17 protein-coding genes are annotated in these 22,986 nt (G+C 63.5%); 8 read left to right on the plus strand and 9 right to left on the minus strand.

Translation table 11 applies throughout. The features are described 5' to 3' along the window. Nucleotides 1-53: 53 nt before the first annotated feature. A complete protein-coding gene (locus KFO72_RS11375) occupies nucleotides 54-785 on the minus strand; it encodes a FadR/GntR family transcriptional regulator (protein ID WP_054931193.1) in 732 nt (243 codons plus the stop codon). A 253-nt stretch (nucleotides 786-1,038) separates the two neighbouring features. Here KFO72_RS11375 and KFO72_RS11380 point away from each other — a divergent pair, with 253 nt between their 5' ends. Both KFO72_RS11380 and KFO72_RS11385 read left to right on the plus strand, forming a co-directional pair. Further along, on the plus strand, nucleotides 1,039-2,145 hold the full coding sequence (locus tag KFO72_RS11380) for a mandelate racemase/muconate lactonizing enzyme family protein (RefSeq protein WP_225032109.1): 1,107 nt from the start codon (nucleotides 1,039-1,041) through the stop codon (nucleotides 2,143-2,145). A gap of 43 nt (nucleotides 2,146-2,188) precedes the next feature. After that, nucleotides 2,189-3,130 carry an AEC family transporter gene (locus KFO72_RS11385; RefSeq protein WP_054931195.1) on the plus strand — a complete coding sequence of 314 codons (942 nt, stop codon included), beginning with the start codon at nucleotides 2,189-2,191 and terminating at the stop codon, nucleotides 3,128-3,130. Nucleotides 3,131-3,185: 55 nt separating this feature from the next. Here the strand turns inward: KFO72_RS11385 and KFO72_RS11390 are convergent, their stop codons facing one another. From KFO72_RS11390 to KFO72_RS11415, 6 genes are all read right to left on the minus strand, one after another. Next, nucleotides 3,186-3,713: a GlcG/HbpS family heme-binding protein gene (locus tag KFO72_RS11390; RefSeq protein WP_060609164.1), complete on the minus strand. Its 528-nt coding sequence runs from the start codon at nucleotides 3,711-3,713 to the stop codon at nucleotides 3,186-3,188. A gap of 301 nt (nucleotides 3,714-4,014) precedes the next feature. Beyond that, nucleotides 4,015-4,689, minus strand: a complete 675-nt coding sequence (locus KFO72_RS11395; RefSeq protein WP_225032110.1) for a response regulator transcription factor — start codon at nucleotides 4,687-4,689, stop codon at nucleotides 4,015-4,017. Between the two features lie 425 nt (nucleotides 4,690-5,114). After that, complete coding sequence (locus KFO72_RS11400) at nucleotides 5,115-5,993, minus strand: LysR family transcriptional regulator (protein WP_225032111.1); 879 nt, start codon at nucleotides 5,991-5,993, stop codon at nucleotides 5,115-5,117. 206 nt (nucleotides 5,994-6,199) lie between these two features. After that, nucleotides 6,200-12,154: an ATP-binding sensor histidine kinase gene (locus KFO72_RS11405; RefSeq protein WP_225032112.1), complete on the minus strand. Its 5,955-nt coding sequence runs from the start codon at nucleotides 12,152-12,154 to the stop codon at nucleotides 6,200-6,202. A 156-nt stretch (nucleotides 12,155-12,310) separates the two neighbouring features. Further along, a complete protein-coding gene (locus tag KFO72_RS11410) occupies nucleotides 12,311-13,150 on the minus strand; it encodes an enoyl-CoA hydratase/isomerase family protein (protein ID WP_062918675.1) in 840 nt (279 codons plus the stop codon). A 71-nt stretch (nucleotides 13,151-13,221) separates the two neighbouring features. After that, entirely contained in the window at nucleotides 13,222-13,911 is a 690-nt protein-coding gene (locus KFO72_RS11415) for a type 1 glutamine amidotransferase domain-containing protein (protein ID WP_060609173.1), read from the minus strand. A 293-nt stretch (nucleotides 13,912-14,204) separates the two neighbouring features. Between KFO72_RS11415 and KFO72_RS11420 the strand changes: the two genes are divergently transcribed. After that, entirely contained in the window at nucleotides 14,205-14,540 is a 336-nt protein-coding gene (locus tag KFO72_RS11420; RefSeq protein WP_054931201.1) for a winged helix-turn-helix domain-containing protein, read from the plus strand. 112 nt (nucleotides 14,541-14,652) lie between these two features. Here KFO72_RS11420 and KFO72_RS11425 read toward each other — a convergent pair whose 3' ends face one another. Beyond that, nucleotides 14,653-15,630, minus strand: a complete 978-nt coding sequence (locus KFO72_RS11425) for an SDR family NAD(P)-dependent oxidoreductase (RefSeq protein WP_225032113.1) — start codon at nucleotides 15,628-15,630, stop codon at nucleotides 14,653-14,655. Between the two features lie 133 nt (nucleotides 15,631-15,763). Between KFO72_RS11425 and KFO72_RS11430 the strand changes: the two genes are divergently transcribed. Together KFO72_RS11430 and KFO72_RS11435 are read left to right on the plus strand one after the other, a co-directional pair. Continuing rightward, nucleotides 15,764-16,342 carry a TetR/AcrR family transcriptional regulator gene (locus KFO72_RS11430; protein WP_054931203.1) on the plus strand — a complete coding sequence of 193 codons (579 nt, stop codon included), beginning with the start codon at nucleotides 15,764-15,766 and terminating at the stop codon, nucleotides 16,340-16,342. A 128-nt stretch (nucleotides 16,343-16,470) separates the two neighbouring features. Further along, the gene (locus tag KFO72_RS11435; RefSeq protein WP_225032114.1) at nucleotides 16,471-17,205 is read left to right on the plus strand and encodes a GNAT family N-acetyltransferase; all 735 of its coding nucleotides are present in this window, start codon (nucleotides 16,471-16,473) and stop codon (nucleotides 17,203-17,205) included. 37 nt (nucleotides 17,206-17,242) lie between these two features. Here the strand turns inward: KFO72_RS11435 and KFO72_RS11440 are convergent, their stop codons facing one another. Next, a complete protein-coding gene (locus KFO72_RS11440) occupies nucleotides 17,243-18,418 on the minus strand; it encodes a sensor domain-containing diguanylate cyclase (protein ID WP_225032115.1) in 1,176 nt (391 codons plus the stop codon). Nucleotides 18,419-18,604: 186 nt separating this feature from the next. On the opposite strand from KFO72_RS11440, the gene KFO72_RS11445 reads away from it, so the two are divergent. The 3 genes from KFO72_RS11445 (at nucleotide 18,605) to KFO72_RS11455 (ending at nucleotide 22,982) form a co-directional block, all read left to right on the plus strand. Next, the gene (locus tag KFO72_RS11445) at nucleotides 18,605-21,265 is read left to right on the plus strand and encodes a ligase-associated DNA damage response DEXH box helicase (RefSeq protein ID WP_225032116.1); all 2,661 of its coding nucleotides are present in this window, start codon (nucleotides 18,605-18,607) and stop codon (nucleotides 21,263-21,265) included. Further along, on the plus strand, nucleotides 21,265-21,933 hold the full coding sequence (gene pdeM / locus KFO72_RS11450) for a ligase-associated DNA damage response endonuclease PdeM (RefSeq protein ID WP_225032117.1): 669 nt from the start codon (nucleotides 21,265-21,267) through the stop codon (nucleotides 21,931-21,933). The genes KFO72_RS11445 and pdeM overlap by 1 nt, the downstream gene beginning before the upstream one ends. Before the next feature lie 137 nt (nucleotides 21,934-22,070). After that, nucleotides 22,071-22,982, plus strand: coding sequence for a hypothetical protein (locus KFO72_RS11455; RefSeq protein WP_176053225.1), 912 nt, complete (start codon nucleotides 22,071-22,073; stop codon nucleotides 22,980-22,982). Nucleotides 22,983-22,986 lie beyond the last annotated feature (4 nt).

Genomic DNA, 22,986 nt, shown 5'->3' on the forward strand with positions numbered 1-22,986 from the left:
ACATGAACGGCGTACGACTCACATCACTCTTTACACGGTGTAAGTCCGCAGGCTCAGAAAAACGCAATGTCGTAGCCGAAACGCGATGCGGCGCTGACGATATGCCGCCCCATGAGTTCGCGCGCAGCAGCGGCATCCTTGTCGATGAACGCCTGAATCAGCGTCTCGTGCTCCGCGCGCGCCGTATTGGGGATCTTGCCGAACATCGGCCCTTGCCGCGCGAAGTTGGCCGCGATCAGCGGGCGCATCGGTTCGAGCACGATGCGGATCATCGCGGCGAGGTAGTCGTTGCCCGACGCGGACGCCACCGCGCGATGGAAGTCGAGATCCGCGTTGACGGTGTCCGACGTCGGCGCGCCTTCGTAACGCATCCGTTCGACGGCTGCCTGAATCGGTTTCAGCCTGCGCGGCGTCATGTGCACGGCGGCGAGCGCGGCGGCCTGACTCTCCAGCACGGCCCGCACTTCGAACATGTTGCGGATCGTATCGTCGCCTTCCAGCAGTTGCGAACTCACCGGCTGCAGCGGTTCGGACGGCTGGCGCGCCGCCGCGACGAATGCACCGATTCCCTGGCGCGACTCGATCAGGCCTTGCGCGCGCAGGCTCGCAATCGCCTCGCGAACCACGTTGCGGCTGACGCCGAAGTTCTCGGAAAGAAAGTGCTCGGTAGGCAGACGGTCGCCGGGCTTTAGCCGCCCGGATGCGATCTCGTCGCTCAGCGAGCGTGTGATGTGTTCCGCGAGATGGGGCCGCCGTTCGACGCGCCGCACGTTGAGTTCGCTCATGGTCGTGTAGGGCTGTTCCTTGTCTTCATATTCTACATCTGGACGCAAACGCCGCCCTTGGCCGCGCGCGGAGCTTTACCCGTCGATACGCCCACAGCCTTGTCATCACGCCCTATGTTGCATGCCGCGCTCAAGTGATTTGCGCAAAAGGAACAACTTGTTCACTTGAAGGACAACAGGATGTCTCATACCATGCAAAACATACGGCGGGCTTTCGCCGGCCCGCCCCGCAACCCGATCGAGGTACGTCCAGATGAAAATTGCCAGCATCGAAACCCTTCCCCTGCGCATTCCCTTTACGACGGGCGGACCGTCTGCGGGCGGCGTGTGGGGTCCCAAAGACCTGCAAGTGGTCGACTCCCTCGTCGTCAAGGTCACCACGGACGACGGCACGGTCGGCTGGGGCGAAACCTTCGGCTTCACGGCGATTCCGGCCGTGAAGCGCGTCATCGACGGGATGCTTGCGCCTGAGCTGATCGGCCGCGACGTCGCGTTGCGCGAGAAGTCGATAGTCGAGTTGCAGAAGAAATTCCACGTATTCGGCCGCAGCGGCGCGTTCATCTATGGCCTGTCGGCAATCGATATCGCGCTGTGGGACATCGCGGGCAAGGTTGCAAACCAGCCGGTTCATCAACTGCTGGGCGGCGCCGAGGCGACGTCGCTGGCGTGCTATGCGAGCCTGATCCGTTACGCCGACCCGGAACTGGTCGCGCGCAACGTGCGGCGCGCGGTGGAAAGCGGCTACCGGCATCTGAAGCTTCATGAAGTCACGGTCGAAACCGTGCGCGCCGCACGCGAAGCGGCGGGCACCGACATCGAGATCACGCTCGACGTCAATTGCCCGTGGACGGTCCGCGAAGCGCTCGACATGACCGCGCAATTCCGCCCGTTCAATCTGCGCTGGATAGAAGAGCCCGTGTGGCCGCCTGAAAACTACGCGGGTCTCGCCACGGTGCGCAAGCAAGGCGGCATTCCTGTCGCAGCGGGCGAAAACGCGTCGACGCTGATGGACTTCCGGCATCTGCTCGAAGCCGGTGCCGTCGATTTCATCCAGCCCAGCCCCGCGAAGATGGGCGGCATCACCGAACTGCAAAAGGTCTTTGCGTTGGCGAATGCGCACAACGTGACCGTGATGGTTCACACCTTCTACGACGGCCCTGGCCTGCTCGCGAGCGTGCACGCCAGCGCGGCCCTGGGCGGCCCGAAGTCGCTGATCGAATGGCGCTACTTCGATCTCGAAGCGCAGCTCTATGGCGACGCCATCATTCCGCGCAATGGCCGCATCGACGTGCCGCAAGGCCCCGGCCTCGGCATCGAGCCGAACCCCGATGTGATTCGCGACTATCGCATCGACCTTTGAACGAACCGCTACGGCATCGCATAACAAAACTTGGAGTCAGGAGATGTTAGACAGGATTGTTGGTCCGCTTTTACCCGTTGCGTTCGTGATCGTGCTCGGCTTTATCGCCGGCAAGCGCAAACGGCTGAATCATTCGGACAGTCTGCTCATCAGCAGGCTGGTGCTCGGCTGGATTTTCCCGGCGCTGCTGCTGGTCGGCATGGCGAGCACGCCGCGCTCGCAGCTGTTCGACTTCAAACTGATTCTTGCAACGTTCATCGGCATCATGGGGATGTACACGGTCGCGCTGCTGCTCGGCTGGTGGCGCTACCGCGAACTGAAGGCAGCGACGCTCAAAGGTTTCGTGAATGGCTACCCGGATGCCGCATTCATGGGCATTCCAATCCTGCAGGCGATGTTCGGTCCCGGCAGCATCTATTCGGTGCTCGTTCTGAATCTGATCGCGAGCCTGGTGATGATTCCGTTGACGACCATGCTGCTGACCGTTGCGAGCGGAGAAGGAAGCGGCACGCAGGCGTTTCTGGCGAGTATCAAGAGCGCGGTGCGCCGTCCGTTGATGTGGGCGCCGGCGCTTGGCATCGTCTGCTCGCTGTTGCAGATCAAGTTTCCGCCCGTGCTCGCCGAAGCCTTCAATCTGCTCGGCAAGGCTACGCCAGGCGTTTCGCTGCTTTGCCTTGGGCTGATCATGTCGTCGGTCAAGCTGAAACTGTCCGGCGAAGTCTGGGCCAATCTCGGGCTCAAGCTGTTGATTCACCCGCTGTTGATGTTCGCGGCGACGGTCCTGCTCGGCGTTCACGGACTCTACGCGCAACAGATGATCCTGCTTTGCGCGCTGCCGTCCGCGACCATTCCCGCCATGTTCGCCAACGAGGCGGGCGCCTATCAGAGCGAAGCCGCAACGTCGATTCTCATCAGTACGGTGCTGTCGATCGTCACGTTTTCGGCGGCTATCTATCTTGTTGATGGCGGCCTCGCCGCTGCATGACGACAGATAGCGAAGCACCCGCTTCGCTATCTCATCAGGTCACGCGCAATGGCAATCAGTGCGGCAGCCGGTTCGCCACTTTGGCGACACCCGCAGCCGCACACACTTCATCCTTATCCCCGCCCGGCGCTCCGCCGATTCCCAGCGCACCCACCATCTCGCCGCCCGCCTTGAACGCCACGGCGCCCGGCAGCGCGATCACGTTGTGAACCGTCGCGAGTTGCGGCGCGTAAGGACTCGTTTTGACCAGTTCGAAGAATCCGCTCGAACGGTCGAAGCCGAATTCGGGCCCCAGCGTGACGACCGTAAATGCTTTTCTGAAACTCGACTCACCCGTGTGCACCGTCGCGTGATCGCCGCGTATGACGACTTGCGGCACACCGTCCATATCGACCACCGTGGCCGTCACCCAGTACTGCTTCGCTTCACATACGCGAATCGCTTCTTGCGCTGCCTCGACGGCAAGACTGGTCGGCAATGTGTAGTGATATCCGGGCTGAGGCTGAGGCGGCTGTTGCGAATGTACCGGCATACACGTGATCGACAAGCCGCACACTAACGCGAACGATAAAGTCAATTTCATATCAACCTCCAGCACGAATCAAAGGAATACAACGGAAGCGGCCGGCGATCGTTGCACAAGCGGGCGCACATCGGCTGCGCCCGCTACGAAGCGGCGCCCCGGTTCTCGCGAATAGAGACAGTCTCATTCTTTTCCAACCTCTTCAAATGCCATACAGGCTTCATTTCAACGGAGTGCAAATTATTGCCCCGTTTGCGGCACTTGCAGGCGCGAATTTGACGACACAGATGAAACTGTCTTTTGAACAGATGGAAATAGGTGTTGGCACAACGAGCGCGAGCGGCGCAAGGTGCGACGCGAATCAGTTCGAACTCGGCTGCCGTTGATCGATGCCAAGCGCCTCCGCTTTCCGAACGAGATCGGGAAGCGAGCGCGACACCATTTTTTTCATCACCTGGCCACGATGGATCTTCACGGTGATTTCGCTCAGATGCAGTTCATAGGCAATCTGCTTGTTCAACATACCGGCCACCACGAACTTCATCACCTCGCGCTCGCGTTGCGTCAGCGATTCATACGACTCCTGCAGCGTCGCCAATGCCTGTTCCGATTCGCGGCGTTCGGCGTCGCGCTTGAGCGCGTGAGCGATCGCGTCGAGCATGTCCTGATCGCGGAATGGCTTGGCGAAGAAATCCAGCGCGCCCGCCTTCATCGCCTTGACCGTCATCTCGATGTCGCCATGCGCCGTGATGAACAGGATCGGCATGCGTACGCCGCAGCGATGCGCCTCCTGCTGAAACGCAAGACCGCTCTCGCCTCGCAACCGGACGTCGAGAATCAGGCAACTGGGTGCGTCGTACTTCGGAAACGCGAGAAAATCTTTGGGTGACTCGAATGTCTCCACATGCAGACCTACCGATCGCACCAGCCCATTCAATACAAACCGGATCGATTCATCGTCGTCGATAACATACACGACTGACGACTTGCCTTCGCCATTTCTCGTGATTGAAGTCGAACTCGGTCCTGAGACCATTTCGCCTCCTTATTAACGATTGAGGAATCCTTTCTCAGACCGCGGATTGACCGATGCAGATACGGCAACACGCTACATTGTTGTCCCAAACCGCGACGAGCGCAAAGCAAGGTCGCGCATGGGTTGCTGTGTGAAGGAATAAAGCGAGGGCAACGTCAAACTGGAGACGTTCAGACGCTATCGCTTGGCGCGCAGCGATTGCAGCAGCAATGGCGCGCAACGATAAACCGATATTTTGCTTATTGGTTTTGGGCTGAAAGAAAGCCGCGTATCAGGCGGCTGTCGTGCCATGTCTGGCCCGAAGCAGGCGCACTGCTGATCGCGGCAGTCAGCAACAAGCCGAACAACGAGCGGATTCGAACCCTTTCCATCATGAACGGCTCCCGGTTGAATGCAGCAAGATTCTTCAGAGTGCAAACACGAAATCAAGGCAGTGGTCCCGCCTCGGACCGCGCGACATCGAGAAACGCCCGCATCGCGTTCGACAGATAAGCGTCGCGCCGCCGCACGAACAGCGTCTCCATGCGCGCCGTGTCGGACGCGAGTGCGTGGACCGCGACGTGATTCCTCTGCGCCGCATTCGACACGAGGCCGCGCGGCAACAACGTAATGCCGATGCCCGCCGCGACGCACGAAAGAATCGCGTCGATCGAGCAGAATGCGAGCGCTGCGACCGACAGTATCCCCATTTCGGCGAGCAGCAAATCGAGTCGCTCGCGATACGAACAGCCCTGACTGAATACGATCGTCTTCAGATTTCCAACGTTTCCCACTTCGGTCAACGAGCGCATTGCCGCTGGTGTCACGAGCACGAGTTCCTCGCGAAAGACCGTCTCGACATCCAGGCCGGGATCGTCCTGTGGACCTGCAACGAATGCGCCATCCAGACGGCACCCGGCGACAGCGTCCGTCAGCCCGTCGCTCGTGCCTGTCGTCAACGACAATCCGACTTGCGGATACAGGCTCGCGAAGCAGCTGAGCGCACGGCTCAGCTGCAATGCACCCGTGGTCCACAGCGCACCAATGGCGAGCGTGCCGGACGGCGGACCGTCGTCGAGTGCCGCAAGGCGCGCGTCGGCGACCAGCCGCGCCGCTCGCGCCGCGTAGGGCAGCATGCGCTGCCCGGCGGGCGTCATCCTCACGCCTCGCACATGCCGCTCGAACAGCGCGACGCCTACTTCTCCTTCTAGAGACCGGATTCGTCCCGTGACATTCGACTGCACCGTATGCAACTCCAGCGCTGCGCGGCTCATGCTTCCGAGGCGAGCGACAGCGTCGAATACCTTCAGATCCGCCACGTCCATGATGTGCACCCCGATGAATCGCCATCGAGCACAAGGGCTCGCGTCGATGTCTTTCGCGTCAGCTCACTTCCCCTGATCCAACAGGAATAGCCTAACGAGCGCGCAACGGCCGCACCAGCCTACTATTGCTTGCACTTTGACCCACCATCGCATGACGCGCTCATACCGTCGTATATAACGGGCAGGCACGATAAACGCATGCATCTTCAGTTGGCGGCGTCGCCGGATGGAAGCGTGAAATGGAAGCGCGCGCCGCCGTGCATCGAGCCGTTGTCGGCTGCGATGCGTCCGCCATGCGCTTCGATAATCGTGCGGCAGATCGGCAGGCCCATTCCCATGCCGTTTTCCTTGGTCGTGTAAAAGCTCTGAAACAGCCGGTTGAGGTCTTCCGGCGCGATGCCGGGTCCGCTGTCTTCCGTCGCGCAGTAGACGGTCGCGTCCTCGCGCGTCTCGGTGCGGATCGTGATCTTGCGCTCGGAGCTGCCCGCCTGCTCCATCGCCTGCATCGCATTGACGAGAAGATTGACGATCACCTGCTGCAACTGAATGCGATCGGCGAACACCATCGGCAGCACGGCGGCACGCTGGCGCAACACGACGACGCCGCGCGACTGCACTTCATGCTGGAGAAAAATGAGGGCTTCGTCGATCAGTTCGTCGAGTTGCGCGACCGCCCGCTGCGGGCCGCGCCGCAGCGCCATGCCGCGGATGCGATCGACGATATCCACCGCGCGCCGCGCATCGGCGCCGATACGCATGTTGATCTGCCGCGCCTCCGCGACATCGGGCACGGCACGATCGAGCCAGCGGTTGCCGATCGCGCTGTTCATCGCGATAGCGGACAGCGGCTGGTTCAGTTCGTGAGCGACGGAGGCCGTCAGCTCGCCGAGCATCGAAATGCGCGCGGCGTGCGCGAAGTCGGCCTGGAGGCGCTGCAACATGTCCTGCGCGCGCACGCGCTCGGTCAGATCGACGAGACTGATGAGCGCAATGCCCAGGTCTTCGGCGGAACTCGGGCGCGCAATCGTAAAGAGAACGTCGATAATCCGCCCATCCAGTGTGGGCAGCTTGGTCGTTTCCTGAAAGATCGCCTTGCCGCCGTAGCGGCTTTCGAGCGCGCGCCGGAACGTTCCGGGGCTTTCCCGCCAGACCCACGGCAGCGGACCGAGCAACGCGCGCCGGTCCTTCGCGCCGAACATCTGCGCCGCGTGGTGATTGACCTCTTCGACGATCAGCATTTCCATCGCGCGGTCCAGCCAGCCCGGATGGTCGTCGATATACGCGGACAGATCGTCGACGCCTTGCGCGCGCAATTCCGTGAGCAGCGCCATCAAGGGCTGTGCCTCGATCTGCCACAGGCCCACGGGCATATCGAAGAACAGGCTGCGATAGCGGTGCTCGCTGCGTTCCAGCGCCGCATGCGCCCGCTTGCGCACCGTAATGTCCTTGAGCGCGCCGAGCACGCGCAAGCTGCTTTCGGTGTCGACCACGACGCGCGCCACCACCTGCAGATGCCGGATCGACCCGTCGGGCATCAGCAGCCGGTGCTCGACGTCGAACGGCTGGTGGTCGTGCGTTGCGCGGTCGAAGGCGAGACGCACGACGGTGATGTCGTCGGGATGCACGCGGCCGAACATCATGTCGACGGTGGGCGTGGCGCCGGCGTCGAAGCCGAAGATCCGGAAGCTCTCTTTCGACCAGATCAGCTCGCCGCTCGACACATGCCAGTCGAAGCTGCCCGTGTGGCTCAGTTGTTGCGCGTCGGCCAGCAGCGCTTCCGCGTCCTGCAGATCGGCGTAGAGGCGCGCCGTTTCGAGCGACAGCGCGGCCTGCGACGCGAGCAGCCGCAGCACCGCCGTGCGCGCGGGCGTGAAGGCGTCGGAGGTCAGATTGTTTTCGAGGTACAGCACGCCGATCAGCCGCGTCTGCTTGACGAGCGGCAGACAGAGAATCGAGCGGCAATCGTGACGGCGCACGTACTCGTCGGAAGAAAACGGGCTGCGCGCCGACGCATCGTCGAGCAGCACGCTATCCCCCGTGCGGATCACGTAGCGCAGCACCGACTCGGGAAGCTCCGCGGCCGTCGCGCGAATTTTCGGCAGGCGCACCTCCACGCCGTCGTGAGTCGTCATCGCTTGCGCTTCGATGCGCAACTCGTTGCCGCGCCTGAAGATCAGCAAGCCGCGATTCGCGCCCGCGTGCTCGAGCGCGAGCACCATCAGCGTATGGATCAGCTCGTTCAGGTCGATGCCGCTGAAGATCGCGCGCGACACGTTGACCACGGTCGCGAGATCCAGTTGTTCGTTCGACGTGGCGATCGTGCCTTCGAGACTCGCCGGATCATGCCGCAACTGAGCGTACGTTCGTGCCAGTTGATGCACCTTGCCTTTGGCGCCCCAGCGCTCATAGCAGGAACGCGCGTTGAAAAGGTAGGTGTCGGCGATGGTTTCGAGGCCGCGCGCCGCATGAAACTGCGCGGCCAGTTCATGGGCGAGCGCCTGATACTGGATGAAGCCGTGCTCGCGCGCCGCGCGTATCGCCTCCTCATAGCAATGCATCGCATCGGAATCGCGGCCTTCGATGCGCGCGATTTCCGCAGCGAGCAGCGCATGACGATGCCGAAAATTCTCGGGACAGTGCGTGCTCCACGATTCGAACCTAGCCAGTTTTTCCGCGAGCCGGTCGCGCGACGCGTGCTGCTCTTCCTTGCTGGCAGCGGCATAACGCGCTGCCAGCGTCAGTGCGTCGAAGAAGTGAAACGTCGGCTCGATGGGCAGCGCCATCGCCGCGCCCAGCATCGGCGCTGCTTCGCTCGCGGCCTTCGACGCATCGTCGTACCGGCCGTCGTGAAACGCGAGAATCATCTTCATGATGTGATAGAAGACGATCCCGCAGCCGAAATTGGCCTTCTCGATCGCGCTGAAACAGGCTGCCTCGTCGAACGTCGCGTCGCCCAGCTTGAGCGGATCAGACGTGACGCCCCGCAGACTGGCGACGAATTGCTGTTCGAGCCGGATCGTTTCGAGCACGGCGTCGTTGCGGCTTTGCCGCGCGAACGCAGCGTGCTTCTCCGATAGCGGCTGAACCTCGTCGAGCACGGCGCCTTTCTCGATGGTTTGCCATACGGTGGTGAACGCGAGGTATCCGGCGAACACCAGGTCGCCTGTTTCGAGGCACGCGACGCTCGCGCGCTCCAGGATCGGCAGATCGGTCACGATATGCCTCCGCCAGAAGTTGATATGGTTGCCGTGCAGGTGCAACAGCTTTCCGTAGAAGCGCCGGTTGTCGAACTTCTCGTTCAGGCGCAGGGACATGTCCGAAAACTGCACGGCAGAGGGAATATCGCCGATGCTCGACACCAGCATGAGCGCGTAATTCCCGTAGGCAAAACTCGAGTTGTCGGTATTGCCGTGCTGCAGCGACAGGATGACGGCCTTCAGCGTGATGAGCGGATAGTACGCAGGCCGCGCAATAAAGGCGCACGGCATCGCTTCGACCAGAAGATCGACCACCGCGCGTATGGCGGGGTCTTGCGCGACGGGCGCATCGACGAGTTCGCCGATCGCCCGGCCCGCGAGATACGACGGAATCTGCTGCAACACGGCAGCGACAGCGGGCGCGACATCGTGCTCGGCGTCGGGCAGCAGCACGCCGAAATCGCGCAGCGCAAGCCGCGCGGCATCGAAGCTCTCGTCGAACCGGCCCGCCACCTGGCAGGCCGACATGCGCAGCGCGAAGACCTTCGCGCGGTCCAGATTCGAGCGGGCGCGCTCCAGCAGCATGTCGAACAGCGCATCGGCATCGGTGAAGTCGCCGGCGAGATATTCGCATTCGGAGTAGGCCAGATACACATCGAACGTGCTTTCGTAACGTTGCGTCCAGGCATCTTCCGGGAGCAGCGCGACGCCTTGCGCCAGATAGCGTCGCGCCGAGGCATACGCGGTCGATCGCATCGCACGCCTGCCCGCAATCAGATTCAATGCCACGGTGCGCTCGCGCTCTTCGTCCGTCTCGATCAAAGCGGCGCCGCGATTGAGTTGATTGACGATATCGAAGATCGATTCTTCGAGCGCCTCAGGCGCCGTGCGCGACGCGAGCGCGCGGCCGATCCGCACATGCGCCGCCGCGCGTTGCTCCACCGGAATGAGCGCGTAGGCCGCCTCCTGCACGCGGTCGTGCGCGAACACGTAAGCCCCGTCAAGACGAAAGATGAGCCCGGCCCGCACGGCCAGCCATAGCTTCGCGTGTATCGACGCCTCGGGTTCGCCGTGCACGAGCGTGAGCGTCGCGAAGTCAGCGGCGTTGCCGAGGCTCGCAAGCTGCCCCAATGCATCGCGCGTCGCATCGGGCAGACGCGTCAGCTTTGCGGCCATCAGGTCCGCCACGTTCTCAGTGAAGCCCTTCGCACGGATGCGCGGCAAGTCCCAGGTCCATCGCGAAGCGTCGTGGTCGAAGGCGAGCAGCGATTCGTCGGCAAGCGCGCTCAGGAACTGGATCGCGAAGAACGGATTGCCGCCCGTCTTCTCGTGCACCAGTTGCGCGAGCGGGGCCGCCATTGCGCCCGGGCAGTGCAACGCGTCGGCGACGAGTTGCACGACGCTGTCGGGCGCGAGCGGCGCCAGCTCGATCCGATGCACGTTGCCGCCAGCACGGGCAATCGCGTCCAGCGTGCGCGCGAGCGGGTGGGCGTCGTCGACTTCGTTGTCGCGGTAGGCGCCGACCAGCAGCACATGCTTCACATCGGGGTGTGCGACGAGATGTTCGAGCAGATCGAGGGTGGCGGCATCGAGCCACTGCAGATCGTCGATAAACAGCGCGAGCGGATGCTCGTGCCGCGCGAACACACCGAGAAAGCGGCGAAACACGATCTGAAAGCGGTTCTGCGTCTCTTGCGGCGGCAGCGACGGAACGGGCGGTTGCTCGCCGATGATGAGCGCAAGCTCCGGGATCAGATTGACGATCACCTGGCCATTCGGCGCCAGTGCCTCCAGCAGCGCGCGCCGCCATGGCTCGATCTCCGCGTCGCTCTTGCTCAGCAGATCGCGCACCAGCGACTGAAAAGCCTGCGCGAGCGGCACGTACGGAATATCCCGCTTGTACTGATCGAACTTGCCGGATGCGAACAGCCCGCGCGGCGGCACCAGCACCTTGTGCAACTCGTTGACGACCGACGACTTGCCGATGCCGGAGTAGCCGGAGATCAACACGAGCCCGCTCGGGCCGCCCGCAACGACTGCGTTGAACGCGGCCACGATCTCGTCGATCTGCGCCTCGCGCCCGTACAGCTTTTCGGGGATCAGCAGCCGGTCGGATACATCGCGCGTGCCGAGCGCGAACGGCGGGATACCCGTGTCCGTTTCGCACGCGGCGAGGCACGCACGAAGATCCGCCTCGACGCCGGCCGCCGTTTGATAGCGGCTTTCCGCCGTCTTCGCGAGCAACTTGAGCACGATCTGCGCGACAGGCGCCGGAACATCGCTCACGCGCTCTTCCGGCGGCACGGGACGGCGCGCGATATGGCAATGAATCCACTCCATCGGGTCGGCAGCCGCGAAGGGCAGCGCACCCGTGAGCATCTCGTAGAGCGTGACGCCGAGCGAGTACAGGTCGCTGCGTGCATCGATCGACCGGTTCATGCGGCCCGTCTGCTCAGGTGCCATGTACGCAAACGTGCCCGCGATGATTTCAGGCGACGCCGGCGGCTGATGCTCCAGCAGCAGTTGCGACGCGATGCCGAAGCCAGTGAGCCGAACGCTGTCGTCGCCGTCGACAAGCACGTTTGCAGGCTTGATGTCCTTGTGAATGAGGCCGCGTCCATGCATCTGGCCGATTGCATGCGCGAGATTGGCGGCGACGCGCAGGCATCGCGTGAGTTCGAGCGGCCGACCGAGCAGGCGCACCAGCGGGCCGCCGCCGTTGTCGTCGAGAAGCAGCATCGGCGGCACTCTGCCGAGGTCGAGCGCGACGGGTTGCGCGGCCCAGCGCGTATCGAGCAGCGAGGCCAGTTCGTATTCGTGCTCGAGCCGCGTGACGCTTTGCGATGCCGGCCGCGTGGCGATCAGCGCGAGCAGCGAGACTGGGTTGTCGGGCCGTGAGGCGCGGCACAACGATAGATCGCCGTCGTCGTGGAGCAGCTCCAGCTGAAACCCAGTGAAGTCCATGACGAAGCTCCCCGGTTTCGCCTCACGTAACGAATCGGGAACAGCCTAACATGCAAGAATGCGATCGCGCCCCGAAGGGCCGCGTTGCTCGACACGACGGTTGCGGCCACAACGGGCGCGCGCAACCGTCGCCGGAGAAACGCGTGGTCTTGCGGGCTAGCGCCCCAGCGTGCCGGTGTAATAGCCGAGGCGCGCTTCCACATCGTGGTTTTTCTGCAGCCCGAGCTGCATCAGCTGCGCGATCCGTTCCTGTGCCTGCGGACGGCCAACCGATGCGATGAAAGCATCCCATTCGGGCGCGACGTCCTTGTCCGACGGCAAGGTCACGGCATTCACCTGACGCTTGATCGCGACGAGCGCCTCTTTGTCGAACGATGCGATTCTCGACGCGAGCGCGTCCACGAATGCATCGAGTTCGCTGTCCGCGAAGGCGCGGTTGACGTAGCCGTAGCGCTCCGCCAGTTCGCCGTCGATGTCGTTGCCGCTCAACAGCACTTCCAGCGCCCGCCCGCGTCCGATCATTCGCGACAGGCGAGTCATCGGCCCGCCGCCCGGCACCAGCGCGGCGCCGACTTCCCACTGCGAGAGCAGCGCCTTTTCGCGGCTCGCAAAACGCATGTCGCTGGCGAGCGCCAGTTCGCTGCCGACGCCCGTCGCGCGGCCGCGGATCGACGCGATCGATACGACAGGCGCCCGTCCCAGCCGCGACAGCATGTCCGGCAACGGCGGCATGCCAGTCGGCCCCGGCGGCATGCTGGTGGTTTCCTGCAACGGAGGAACGAAGTCGTAATGCGTGAGGAAGAAATCCGGTACCGCGCTGTCGAACACCACCACCTTGACTTCGGGATCGGTTTCGAGCGCAGTCACGACGGCATTCAACTGCGGCATCGAGTCCGGCCCGAAGATGTTGAAAGGCGGGTTGTCGATGATGACTCGCCAGTAGGCCTGGCTGCGACGTTCAATCCGAAACTGCTGATGCGAACTGGCGTTGCTCATGTCACTCTCCATCCTTCAGTCCGAAGCGGCCCTTCTTTCGGAGCAGCCAAGTTCAATGGGCACAACGCTCGTTATTTCGCATGCAACTGATCGAGCACTTTGAGCAGATCGCGCGCACCGGCTGTCGACGAAGCGGGATTCTGCCCCGTGACGAGGCGCCCATCGACAATCGAAAAGCTCTGCCAGTCGTCGACCTTCTCGAACAGCCCGCCCAGCCGCTTCAGTTCGTCTTCGACGAGAAACGGCACGACCTTCGTGAGTTGCACGGCTTCTTCTTCCGAATTCGTGAACCCGGTCACGCGCTTGCCCTTGACGAGCGGCTCGCCGTTCACCTTCACATGCCGAAACACGCCGGGCGCATGGCACACGGCCGCGACGGGCTTGCCGGCGTTGTAGAAGTTTTCGATCAAAGCAATGGATAGCGGGTCTTCCGCGAGATCCCACAATGGGCCGTGTCCGCCCGGATAGAACACCGCGTCGTAGTCGTCGGCTTTGACCGTGCTGAGCTTCACGGTGTTGGCGAGCACCTTTTGCGCGGCGGGATCGTTCTTGAATCGTTCCGTCAGCTCTGTTTTACCTTCCGGCGTGTCGCTCTTCGGATCGAGCGGCGGCTGTCCGCCCTTAGGTGAGCTGACGGTTACGCTCGCACCTGCATCCAGAAACGTGAAATAGGGAGCCGCGAATTCCTCTAACCAGAAACCGGTCTTCTTCCCGGTGTTACCGAGTTGATCATGAGACGTCAACACCATCAGAATCTTCATTGTCGTACTCGCAGATGAAAGAATGATGTAGCTGCCGATTGAACGGGGCGATCCACGTAACGTGGCAAGTGCAATATAGACCTTGCCGGAAGCGCCGACAAACGAGGGGCCGTGCGCTAATACCAAAGTATAGGTGTCGATACGTATGTGCTATCGACTCGATCAGGCACTTGCGGTTTCATCATTCCAGTTGCCGCATCTATCGCCGACAGGCCGCTCGCCTTTACGACTCTCGTGCCTTCTGAACTGATGCGGACCATTCGCGAAGCAGTTGTCTACTCGTGAGAACGAACATGAAGGCCAGTAGCATCGACGTCAATCTGTCGACCCGGGAAATCCAGGTACGTGGGACAGCCATCCCGTTGGGCAGCCGCGCATTCGATATTCTTACCGTGCTGATGGCGGCGCACGGCCAGGTCGTGTCGCTCGAAGATATTCTTCGTAAGGTGTGGCCCGACACGGTCGTCGAGGAATCGAACATACGCGTGCACGTTTGCGCACTGCGCAAGGCATTGGGTGAAGACCGGCGCCTGATTCAGAACATACCCGGACGCGGCTACCGGCTGACGCCCAAATGCGACATGCCGGCTGCAAGAGCCGGCATGTCGATGGCAAACGAAGAGCGGTAGCCGGTCATTTGCGCGAGCGTCATCGCGACAGGCGCGGCACGATTCGAACCGGGTGCGTCCGCAGCGAATTGCGTTGCGGCGCAGTTCGTGCAGCAGTCAGCGTGCCAACGCGTCAGAACGATTCGCCGGCCATTTCTTCCGTCTTGCGCCACAACGCCTCGGCGTTGCCCAAGTCGAGCGCATACTGGCGCACGCCTTCGCTGACGGGCGTGATGACGACGTCGTCGGCTACGACTTCGCTCACGTGGCAGTTCTCGCAGTATCGGCCGCCGATCTCTTCCGCCGATGCCGCCACGCCCGCCCATACGGAAGTCGCGGCACCCTGCGCAACAGTCTTGAACTGGAACGGCGCCTTGCCTTCGGACGCAAGCTGGCTGTTGATTCTTTCCAGCAGCCCGGCCATCTGCCCCTCGTCCATATGACGGCCGAGTTCGGTCTGAATGCCACCCGGATGGACGGCTGCCGCGCGTACGCCGCGCGCCCGGTGCCGCTGGTCGAAGGCGACCGCGAACAGGATGTTCGCCGTCTTCGCGCGTCCATATGCAACGAAGGGATCGTAGGGCGTGTGTTCGAAGTTCGGATCGTCGAGATCGACATTCGCGAAGCGGTGCCCCGACGACGCCAGCATGACCACGCGCCCACCCGGGCGCAACAGCGGAGCAAGACGGTTCACCAGCACGAAGTGGCCGATATGGTTCGTGCCGAATTGCGTTTCGAATCCATCCGCTGTCTTGCCAAAGGGCGTCGCCATCACGCCCGCGTTCGCAATGATCACGTCGAAGGGCTTGCCTTCTTCGAGCAGTTTGGCGGCGCACGCGCGCACGCTTTCGAGACTTGCGAGATCGAGCGATATCAGATCGATGCTGCCTTCGCCCGCGGCCGCTTCGCGGCGCGCTGCGGCGACGGCGCGCGCCGCCTTGTCGAGGTCTCGCGCAGCGCCGACCACGTTCGCGCCACGCGCGGCCAGCGAACGCGCCGTCTCGACGCCGAGTCCCGCCGACACGCCCGTGACGAGAATCCGCTTGCCGCGTAGATCGATGCCCGACAGCACGTCGTCCGTCGTCGATGTCGCACCCAATTTTTCAGCCATTTCCGCCTCTCTGTTTGCCGTAAGGTTGACGTTTTGCGTCACGAGGGATAAAAACGGAGTCCCTCTCCGTTTTTATATACTAAACGGAGACAGTCTCCGTTTGCAAGCATCAAGAGATAAAACGAAGGATTAAATGAATCACTCGACGCCAAGGGAAAAGAAACCCCGAGCCGATGCACTGCGTAATCGCGAGCGCATTCTCGAAGAAGCGAAGAAGGCGTTCACGCGCGCGGGCGCCGATATCAGTCTCGAAGAGGTTGCCCGTCAGGCGGGCGTCGGCCCCGGCACGCTGTACCGGCACTTTCCGACCCGCGACGCGCTGCTGGAGAGCGTCTACCGCGCCGAAGTCGAGAAACTCGCGAAGGAAGAGCGCAGGCTGAGCGAGACGATGCCGCCCATCGACGCGCTGAAAGCGTGGATGCTGCTGTTCGTCGACTACATCGCGACGAAGAAGATCATCGCGCCCGCGCTGAATTCGTTGGTGGGCGGCCCGTCGAAAGTGTTCGAATCGTCGGGCGCGCAGATCGTGGACGCGATTCATGCGCTCGTCACGCGCGCGATAGAAAGCGGCGACATCCGCGCCGATCTCGATCCGCTGGACCTGTTTCGCGCGCTGGTCGGGGTATCGAATGTGGCGTCGGCCCCGGACTGGCAGCAAAGCGCGCGCAGGCTGGTGGATATCCTGCTGATCGGCTCGCGGCCCGGCGCGTAAGTCGCGTCTGGCGTAAACGATGCCAAAAAAGTCATTTACGGCAATAGCTGGGACGCGGTTTTCTGATTACATTGATCCCGTCCTGACCCAGGCGACATCCATCCATCTTCGCAGCAGCTGGAGCAACCATGAGCAGCACGGCGCATCGTTCGACAACAGCCCATCTCGACCGCCCGATCTGGACGGCGCTCACGACGCGCCAGGCGCATCTCGGACTCGGCGATGCGCTCGCGCGCCGCTATCACCCCGATGTCGCGCCGTTTGCGGCATTGGCATCGGACACGCCCGCTGCCTACGAGGCGTTGCATCGGCTTCTGCAGCCGCATGAACAGGTTGCCTTGCTGTCGCTGGCGCCGCTCGCCGGCATCGACAGGCTTCAGGTCGAGCATGTTGGCGCGCTGTATCAGATGGTCGCCATGCGTCGCGACGCCGAAACCGTGGACGATCAGGATGTAACCCGTCTGGCCAACGCCGACGCGAAAGAGATGCTCGAACTCGCGCAAAAAACCAAACCGGGGCCATTCGGGACGCGCACGCACGAGATGGGCCGCTACATCGGCATTCGCGACCAGGGGCGGCTGGTTGCGATGGCAGGCGAACGGATGCGCCTCGACGGATACGTCGAAATCAGCGCCGTCTGCGTGGATGACGACTGGCGCGGCAAAGGCCTCGCGGGCCGGCTGATCAACATCTTGCGCAGGGAAATCACAGAGCGCGGCGAGACCCCGTTTCTGCACGTGTTGAGCCACAACACGACAGCGTTCCGCCTCTATGAAAAGCTCGGCTTCGAGTTGCGCCGCGAGTTCGTGCTCAATCGGATCGGCCACGCCGATGCAAGCGTGAATGCCGTTCGTCACACCTGATTCGCGGTCTATCGGGCTGCCGCGCGGCGCACGAGGATTACGCGGCGGCAGAGGCCGCGTCAGCGTGCGCCAGCACGAGCCGGTTGCCGCCCAGCGACTTCGCGCGATACAACGCCTGGTCGGCGGCGGCCAGCAGATCGACGAGCGCGGAAGCGCCGCTTGCGGACTGCGCAAGTCCGACGCTGACCGTCGCCTCGACGCCGAGTCCGTTGACGCTGAGCGTGGTCGTGCCACCGAAGGCAACCACCAGCGCTTCGCCCGCTTCTTTCGCGCGAAAGCTGTCGTGGCCCGGCAGCAAGGCCGCAAATTCCTCGCCGCCGATGCGCGCGAGCAGCGCATCCGGTCCGAGCACGCTGCGGGCAATGTCGGCGAATGATTTCAGCACGCGATCGCCCGTCTCATGACCGTAGCGGTCGTTGATCTTCTTGAAGTGGTCGAGGTCCACGGCAAGCAGCGACACGGGCTGCGCCGCGCCGCCTTCACCGAGCACGCGCGAGCCCTGCTCGAAGAACCATCGGCGATTGCCGATGCCAGTCAGGAAATCCGTCTGCGACTGCTGCAGCAGTTGCCCGTGCGATTCGTCGCGCACGAGGCGCAGCAAGGTCATGGGGAGAACGACGGAATACAGCACGCCCTCGTACATCGTGATCTTGCTCGCGGTCATCAGGAAGTCGAATCCGAACTTCGCGACGAGCCAAGGCAGGATCAACGCCCTGAATGCGTACAAGACGGCATGCGCGCCCGACACCAGCATCGCGATCTGCTGCGCCTGCAAGTGCTTTCTGCCGTCGCCGCGCGCCAGTTCGAATGCCGTCATGCCGGATGCGAACGAGATTGGAATCGCGCTCGGATACATCCACATCACGTCCTGCCATTTCGTGCCGGCAATGACCCACGCAAGCGCCAGCAGCCCGAGCACGGCGAGCGAAAGCCGCACGTGCTTGCGGCCGTTCAGTGCCGCCACGCCATGCAGAACCAGCAGATAACCGCTAACAATGACGAGATTGCTCAGCGCGGAACCGAGCGCGCCGGGAAGCTCGCGACGCCAGGAAGCCGCCGCGCAGCCGATGGCCAGCGTGGCGAATCCCGCTGCGAGTATTCCCAGTTCCCTGCTGCGCTTCGGGTGAACACGTCGCTCCCAGAGCGTCATCAACGCACTGGCGAAGAGAGTCCCGATCAGGAGGAGATAAAGCGTATTAAGATCGACATGCATCGCTGACGTAAGGGCACTACGCCGGTACATCGCGGCGGCAGTCGCATTTTACGCTGAAAATAAGCCTGCATCGTGATCGTCAGGTCCGCGCCGCATTACGCTTGCCAACGCGGGCACGCTCCATGCTGCGCGATGCACGCCGCCCGCAAAGTGGTGCCAACGAGCGTCTGTCATCCATGTCGTCTTATGACCGATCCGATCGATCCTGAGCACAACGCAGCACGAGCCGCAGCCGACGCGGACGCCGATCGCGATCCCACCGATGCATCCGGCATCGACGACGCAGACAGCCCGGCGCCGCGCCGCCGCGCGCCCCGCCCTCGCAGGATACCGAAAGCGCGCGCCGCGCCCGCGCCGGACGCCTTCACGCCCGCCGCCTATGCGCCCGATCCCGACAGGGCAAAGGAGCCCTTCGACGCCCGCGTCCAACAGTGGTTCGATGCGCGCGACTGGCAGCCATTCGATTTTCAGCGCGAAGTCTGGCGCGCGATTGCAGCGGGTTCCAGCGGACTGCTGCATGCGACCACGGGCGCCGGTAAGACATGGGCCGTCTGGTTCGGGGCGATGGCCACATTCGGCGATCACACGCCGCGCGCGCTCGCGGACCCGCTCACCGTGTTGTGGATTACGCCGATGCGCGCGCTCGCCGCCGATACCGCCCGCGCGTTGCAAAGCGCTGCGCGCGAACTCGGCGTGCCGTGGACGATCGGACTGCGCACGGGCGACACCGGCTCGACGGAGCGGGCGCGCCAAAGCCGGCGCATGCCGAGCGCGCTCGTCACGACACCCGAAAGCCTGTCGCTGATGCTCACGCGCAGCGATGCCCGCGAAGCGCTGAAACACGTGCGCCTCGTCGTCGTCGACGAATGGCATGAACTGCTCGGCAACAAGCGCGGCACGCAAACGCAGCTTGCAATCGCGCATCTCGCGCGGTGGCGAACGGATCTTCAGGTATGGGGACTGTCGGCGACGCTCGGCAATCTTCCGTTCGCCGCCGACGTGCTGCTCGCGCCCGTTCGCACGCCGCGCGTGACGGTGAGCGGCATGCAGCCGAAGACGCTGATCATCGACACGCTGATTCCCGCGACGATCGAACGCTTTCCGTGGGGCGGCCATCTCGGCACGCGTCAGGTCGGCCCTGTCGCCGAGGGCATCGACGAAGCGCGCACGTCGCTCGTCTTCACGAATACGCGCTCGCAGGCCGAGATCTGGTATCAGGCGCTGCTCGCGTTGCGCCCCGACTGGGCCGGGTTGATCGCGCTCCATCACGGCTCGCTTGCGCAGGAAGTACGCGAATGGGTCGAGGACGGCCTGAAGACGGGCAAGTTGAAGACCGTCGTCTGCACATCGAGCCTCGATCTGGGCGTCGACTTTCTGCCCGTCGAACGCGTGTTCCAGATCGGCTCGCCAAAAGGCGTCGCTAGGTTGATGCAGCGCGCGGGACGCTCGGGGCATGCGCCGGGCCGCGCGTCGCGCATCACGATCGTGCCGACGCACGCGCTCGAACTCGTCGAAGCCGCAGCGGCGCGGCGTGCCGTCGAAGCGCGGCGCATCGAAGGCCGCGAGACGCCGCGCAAGCCGTTCGACGTGCTGGTCCAGCATCTCGTCACGGTCGCGATCGGCGGCGGTTTCAAGTCGCCCGAACTGTTCGACGAGGTTCGCACGACGTTCGCGTATCGCGAGCTGACCCAGAAGGAATTCGACTGGGCGCTTGCGTTCGTCGAACGCGGCGGACCGTCGTTGCGCGCTTACCCGGACTTTCACCGCGTCGTGCGCGACGATGACGGCGTGTATCGCGTGTCGCGCGACGATCTGATCCGCCGGCATCGCAGCAACGTCGGCACGATCGTCGCCAATGCGACGCTACATGTCGCGTGGGTCACGGGTGGACGGATCGGCTCGATGGAGGAATCGTTCATCTCGCGCCTGAAGCCCGGCGACGTGTTCACGTTCGGCGGCCGCGCGCTCGAACTGGTGCGCGTGCGCGACATGACGGCCTATGTGCGGCGCGCGGCTTCATCGCGCGGCGCGATGCCGCAGTGGGCGGGCAGCAAGATGCCGCTCTCGTCCGAACTGGCGGACGCGACGCTCGCGATGCTCGCCGAGGCCGATCGCGGCGTGTACGTCGAGCCGGAGATGATCGCGATCCGGCCTTTGCTGGAGTTGCAGGCGAGCTGGTCGGCGCTGCCGGAAACGGGGCTGCTGGTCGCCGAAATACTGCGCACGCGCGAAGGCCATCACTTCTTCTGTTACCCGTTTGCGGGGCGGGTCGCGCATATCGGCCTGGCGTCGCTGCTCGGCTGGCGCGCGGCGCGCGACCGGCCGGGCACGTTCTCGATCTCGGCCAACGACTACGGCTTCGAACTGTTGTCGTCACAACCGTTCGACTGGGCGACGCTGATCGCCGAAGGTCTGTTTGCTTCCACGCGCCTTGCCGACGACATCATGGACAGCCTCAATGCCTCCGAACTCGCGATGCGCCGCTTCCGCGAAATTGCGCGCGTCGCGGGTCTCGTCTATCAGGCGCATCCGGGACAGCAGAAAAGCGCACGGCAGTTGCAGGCGTCGAGCGGTCTCTTTTATGAAGTGTTTCGCAAGCACGACAACGGCAATCTGCTGCTGACGCAGGCCGACGCCGAAGTGAAGTTGCAGGAACTCGATCTCGATCGCATCCGCCGCGCGCTCGACACGATGCGCGCGAGCCGGCTCGCGTTGACGTACCCGAAGAAGCCGACGCCGTTCGCGTTTCCGCTGATCGTCGCGCGTATCCGCGAAAAGGTCAGCACCGAAAAGCTCGCGGACCGTATCGAGCGGATGCTGGCTGAACTCGACAAGGCAGCGCACTGATGACGTTCGAAACCGTGACCGTCGAAGTGAATGGTTATCCGCTGCAACTGTCCGCGCAGCGCGCCGCGTTCGATCCGCAACTGAAAAGCCTGTTCATCGCCGACGCGCACTTCGGCAAGGATGCCGTGTTTCGCGCGCATGGCCTGCCCGTGCCGGCAGGCGCGACGGCCGACGATCTCGCGCGGCTCGATGCGCTGATCGCCGCGCACGCGCCCGAGTCGATCGTGTTTCTCGGCGATCTGCTGCACGGACCCGAATCGCTCGGCAGCGCGACGATGCAGGCGCTCGGCGAATGGCGCGCGCGGCATGCGTCGGTGCGTGTCGTGATGGTCGAAGGGAATCACGACCGGACTGCCGGGCTGCTGCCGCTCGCGCTCGGTGTCGAGACGGTGTTCGAACCGTGGCGGCACGGGCCGTGGGCGTTGTGCCATTACCCGCAGGTGATCGACGGCGCGTACGTGCTCGCGGGCCACGAGCATCCCGTCTATGTGATCGCGAGCCGCGCGGATTCCGTGCGCGTGCCCTGCTTCCGCCTTGCCGCGCGATGCGGTGTGCTGCCTGCGTTCGGCGCGTTCACGGGCGGTTTCGTCGTCAACCAGTCCGCCGACGACGCGGCGATCTATGCGGTCGCGCAGAACCGCGTGATCGCGGTGCGCGAGCGTCGATAGAAGCGTCGCGGATTGGACGGGCTCCAGGCGCTTCGTATCGCGCGACATGCCTGCGCGTGCTCACGGCTTCACGCGCCGCTCCCGGCCAGACTGTGCGGACGCTCAATGTCCGGATCGTCCCGGGAGGTCGTTTCATCATGCCCAAAGTCAACGGCAGTTCGCCGTCCCCTATCGCCGCCACGCCGGCTGCCGGCCCGAGCCAGCCGGCGCCGTCGACTGCCGGCGTCAAGCGCCGCGCCTCCAGCCCGTTGCCCGGCATGCCGCCATCGGCGAAGCAGAAGAAGACGGCGTCGGCGAACGACGCTCCCGCCGACTGGCATACGGAAGCGACGCGGTTCGGCATCTCAGGAAACGGCATTGCAAAGGCGCCGGGCGGTAAAGGCAAGTCACTCGCGACGCACGGCGAGACGACGCTGCAAGACCCGTCGGCCTCACCCATCGGCGCGCTCGGCGCAGCCAGGCCGGACGATCTGATCAAGAAAACAGACGCGCCGAATGCGGGCGATCACTCTCCGTCGATTTCATCCGTGAATCGCACGCAGGCTGACGAGGCGAAAGTGCTCGGCCGTGGCGCCACGGCGGTTGCCGGCGCCTTCAACGTCCGCGAAAGCGACGTGCCGACCTTGCAGTTCAGCAACGAAAAATTCCAGATCGACAAGGACAACCATAACAAGCCGAGAGACTCCGCCGCGCACAGTGCATTTACGTCGTTGCGCGAGATGCACGGCGTCGGCGAGAAAAGCGCGCACGCGAACATGGACTCGCTGCTCGATGCGACAGCGCGCGCCTACTCGCCGTATAACGCACACGGCGAGCCGGCAAAGGGCGGTGTAGCGCTACCCAAGACCAACGTTCACGCGGAAAGCGCGCGCGGTGTGAGTTTGCACAAGTCGTCCCAAGGCGTCGATCCGATGGTCGGCCAGCAGATGATGAACATGTGGTATCGCCAGAACATGGACGGCAAGCCGATGCTCGACGAACTCATCAGAAACCGTCAAGCGAACGCCGCGAACAACGCCACCGACGATCCGATGGACACGACGTCATGAGCGC

The organism is Paraburkholderia sp. XV (assembly GCF_020177535.1).
GTDB classification, from domain to species: domain Bacteria; phylum Pseudomonadota; class Gammaproteobacteria; order Burkholderiales; family Burkholderiaceae; genus Paraburkholderia; species Paraburkholderia caribensis.